This window comes from Pseudomonas sp. P5_A2_2, assembly GCF_054177685.1.
Window position 1 is genome coordinate 1 of sequence record NZ_JBGCUL010000464.1, and the last position, 3538, is coordinate 3538.

Here is a 3538-nt window from a genome sequence, read left to right on the forward strand (position 1 = left end):
GTCCAGCACCATGCTCGCCGCCTTGAGTTTGAACTCACTGGAATAAGATTTACGCATAGCCAAAACACCTCAGATTTGGGCGCCATCATAGCGCCCGATTGAAGTGTCCAAAATCATTAGGCCAGTTCAGCCTGCTCGCGATAACGACGGTACAGTCGACTTGGATGTCGTCTGACGCACCGCTATCGCGAGCAGGCTCGCTCCTACAAGGATTCTGCAAAGGCCCGCGAGAATCAGCTATACCTCTATGAAACGAATAACGCGCAGGATGCTCGAAACAAACGGGTGCAACTTACCGGGATAGAGCCAGCCGATGCAGTTTCTAGAGGATAGCCACGGGTGCTCCGGGTGGAACGGCGAAATGGCCGGGCGCATTCGTGCGTTCGACTGGAGCCAGACCGAACTTGGCCCACTCGACTCATGGTCCAAAAGCCTGAGCAGTGCGGTGCAGTTGATGCTCGCGTCCCCGCTGCCGATGGTGATGCTCTGGGGCCAGTCCGGGTACATGATCTATAACGACGCTTACTCCAGGTTTGCCGGCGGGCGTCATCCGTACCTGTTGGGGTCTACGGTGGAGCTGGGTTGGCCAGAAGTCGCCGAATTCAATCGCCACGTGGTCGACGCCTGCCTGGCGGGCGGCACCTTGTCCTATCGCAACAAAGAAATGGTGCTGCTGCGTGACGGGGTTCCGGAAGATGTCTGGATGGACCTCTACTACAGCCCGGTGGCTGACGATGACGGACGTCCGGCCGGGGTCATGTCCATGGTTGTGGAAACCACGGAGCGGGTGATATCCGAGCGCCGGCGACAACTGGCTGAAGACGCTTATCGTGCGGATAACGAGCGGGTGCGCCTGGCATTGAACGCCGGTGCCTTGCTCGGTTCCTTTGTCTGGGACATCAAGACCAACGTGTTGTCGGGTGATGAGCGATTCGCTCGCACGTTCTCTTATCCACCCGGGCATGACCTGAGCAACCTGTCACAGGAAATCGCCAAAGGGCGGACCCATCCGGACGACCGTAGCTGGGTCCAGGAACGGGTCACGCTGTCGGTCGAGACTGGCGAACCCTACAACGTCGAGTACCGGATCCAGCGTCCCGACGGCAGTTACTTCTGGGTGCTCGCCAGCGGTTGCTGCGAATTCGATGAGCAAGGCGAGGCGTTTCGTTTCCCTGGTGTGCTGATCGATATTCACGAACGCAAGATCGCCGAAGAGTCCCTGCTCAAGTTCACCCGTAACCTGGAACAGCGGGTGGCTGATGAGGTGGAGGCGCGTCTGGCGGCGGAAGAACAACTGCGCCAGTCACAGAAACTCGAAGCCATCGGCGGCCTCACTGGTGGCGTGGCCCATGACTTCAACAACCTGTTGCAAGTGATCGCCGGCAACCTGCACCTGCTCGCGCGGCATGAGCCGGGTAACACCAATGTGCAGCGCCGGGTCGCGGCGTCGATTGCCGCCGTCGAGCGCGGTGCCAAGCTGTCCTCGCAATTGCTTGCATTCGCCCGTCGCCAACCGTTATCGCCTGCGGTCTTCACACTGCGGCAGATTTTCGATGGCCTGGCGGAGTTGTTGCTGCGTGCCTTGGGTGAAACCCTTCAGGTGCACATGACGGCCCCCGAAGATTCGTGGAATGTGTTTGTCGATCGTAATCAACTGGAAAACGCCATTCTCAATCTGGCGATCAATGCCCGTGACGCCCTTCAAGGCGAGGGCAGGATTGACATTTGCGCGGAAAACATCGTCCTTGATCGCGAATTTTGCGCGGGAAAAGGTATTGCCGCCGGGGACTATGTGCGGGTGTCCGTGGCGGACACCGGCGTCGGCATGCCGCCGCAGGTGCTGGCCCAGGCGTTCGAGCCGTTCTTCACCACCAAGGCCGACGGGCAGGGCACCGGATTGGGCTTGAGCATGGTGTTTGGTTTCGTCAAACAGAGCGGCGGTCATATCGAAATTGCCAGCGGCGTCGGGCAGGGGACTCGGGTGCAGTTGTACTTCCCGCGCACCTTGCGCGCGCCACCCAGCGAAACGCTGAGCCCTGACGTGCCGCAACGGGGTGGGCACGAACGCATCCTGGTGGTCGAAGACAATGAGGCTGTACGGGGGTCGGTGGTGGAGTTGTTGCGCGAAGAGGGCTATCAGATCCTCACGGCCACCAACGGTGACGTTGCCATGCAAATGTTGCTGGAAGGGTTGGCGGTGGACCTGATATTCACCGACGTGGTCATGCCCGGCCTGATCAAGAGTTCGGACCTGGCGGCCTGGGCGAAGGTGCAGGAACCACCGGTAGCCGTACTGTTCACCTCGGGGCATACCCGCGACATCATCTCGCGCAATCACCAGCTCAGCCCCGACACCCACCTGCTGAGCAAACCCTACAATCCCGAAGCACTCAGGCAAATGGTGCGCACGGTGCTTAACGGCTGAAACCGGTGGAGGTGTGGGCGCAGGCAAGGTGTTATCAGGTTGGCGACAGGACGACGAACGGACACCGCTGGTCTGACAGGTGGTCGACAGAACGGGCTGACCGAGGCCATTCTGATAGTTGGTGAACGCAATTGATCGCGATTCGCTGCCGATCAACAAACGGAGGTGTTCCATGCCGGTGCCCCATGACCTTTATCAGGATCTGAAACGTTCAAAGGAAGAAATCCAGCAGAAACGCACCAAGGATCCGTTACTGGATTCACTGCTTAACAAGTATTCCCAGGCGGATGCCGAAGTGGTGAAAGCAGAGGAGGCCAAGTCCAACGATGACATGGTAAGGAGGCTCAAGGAGGTGCGTTTGCAGGTCAAGGACAAGATCGTCAGGCAACTTGGCTCGTCGTCCTGACCCACCAGCCTGCCACCGATGACCTGTGGCTGAACGGCTGGAACGGCAACCAGAACCGGCACCTCGAATGCTCAGAGACCAATGTTATGGCTCTCAACGAGGTGCCTCATGACCCATCCCGAGTTTTCCGGTGAACTGAATGCTGTCCCTGTGGGAGCGAGCTTGCTCGCGATAGCGGAGGGTCAGTCAGCAGTGATATTGAATGTGCCTCAGTCATCGCGAGCAAGCTCGCTCCCACATGGGTTTTGCGGAGAATTCAGGAAGGGGGCCTGCTCATTGCAATGCCTTGCTCAACGGCAATCGCACCATGTTCTGCGCTTTCAGTGAACCGAAATACAGCCAGTCTCCATACTCGCGCACCGTGGTGATGGGCGAGTAGTTGTCGCGGCTGCCGTTCTGCAGGTTGGCGATCACTTTGCCCTCAAGGTCCAGGCCCAGGGCAAACCCGCGTTTTTCCACGGGCTTGGGCAATACGGTCATGGCTCGCACGATCATCTTGCGCACGAACGGATGGGCCGCCGTGCCATCGAGCAAGGCGTTTCGGGGGGCATACAGGGCCACCCAGAAGCGGTCGCGGCCATTGAACGACAGGTTGTCCGGCAGCCCTGGCAGGTTGTCGATGAACAGGTCATGGGTGCCGGCCTTGGGGCCGCTGAGCCAGTAACGGCTGATGCGGTAGGCGCCGGTTTCATTGACCAGTACATAGG

At 59.3% G+C, this 3538-nt stretch carries 2 protein-coding genes and 1 pseudogene; 2 read left to right on the top strand and 1 reads right to left on the bottom strand.

Going from position 1 to position 3538, the window contains the following annotated elements:
• The first annotated feature begins 313 nt into the window (after positions 1–313).
• Together ACXRVY_RS20450 and ACXRVY_RS20455 are read left to right on the top strand one after the other, a co-directional pair.
• Entirely contained in the window at positions 314–2425 is a 2112-nt protein-coding gene (locus ACXRVY_RS20450) for a hybrid sensor histidine kinase/response regulator (RefSeq protein WP_223462850.1), read from the top strand.
• A 172-nt stretch (positions 2426–2597) separates the two neighbouring features.
• On the top strand, positions 2598–2831 hold the full coding sequence (locus tag ACXRVY_RS20455; protein ID WP_223462851.1) for a DUF465 domain-containing protein: 234 nt from the start codon (positions 2598–2600) through the stop codon (positions 2829–2831).
• A 273-nt stretch (positions 2832–3104) separates the two neighbouring features.
• Here ACXRVY_RS20455 and ACXRVY_RS20460 read toward each other — a convergent pair.
• Positions 3105–3538: pseudogene (locus tag ACXRVY_RS20460) on the bottom strand (SMP-30/gluconolactonase/LRE family protein); the annotation flags it as partial.

Bases quoted from the DNA above. Each gene is read 5' to 3' on its own strand.
- ACXRVY_RS20455 (WP_223462851.1), top strand. From the start codon at position 2,598: ATGCCGGTGCCCCATGACCTTTATCAGGATCTGAAACGTTCAAAGGAA.
- ACXRVY_RS20450 (WP_223462850.1), top strand. From the start codon at position 314: ATGCAGTTTCTAGAGGATAGCCACGGGTGCTCCGGGTGGAACGGCGAA.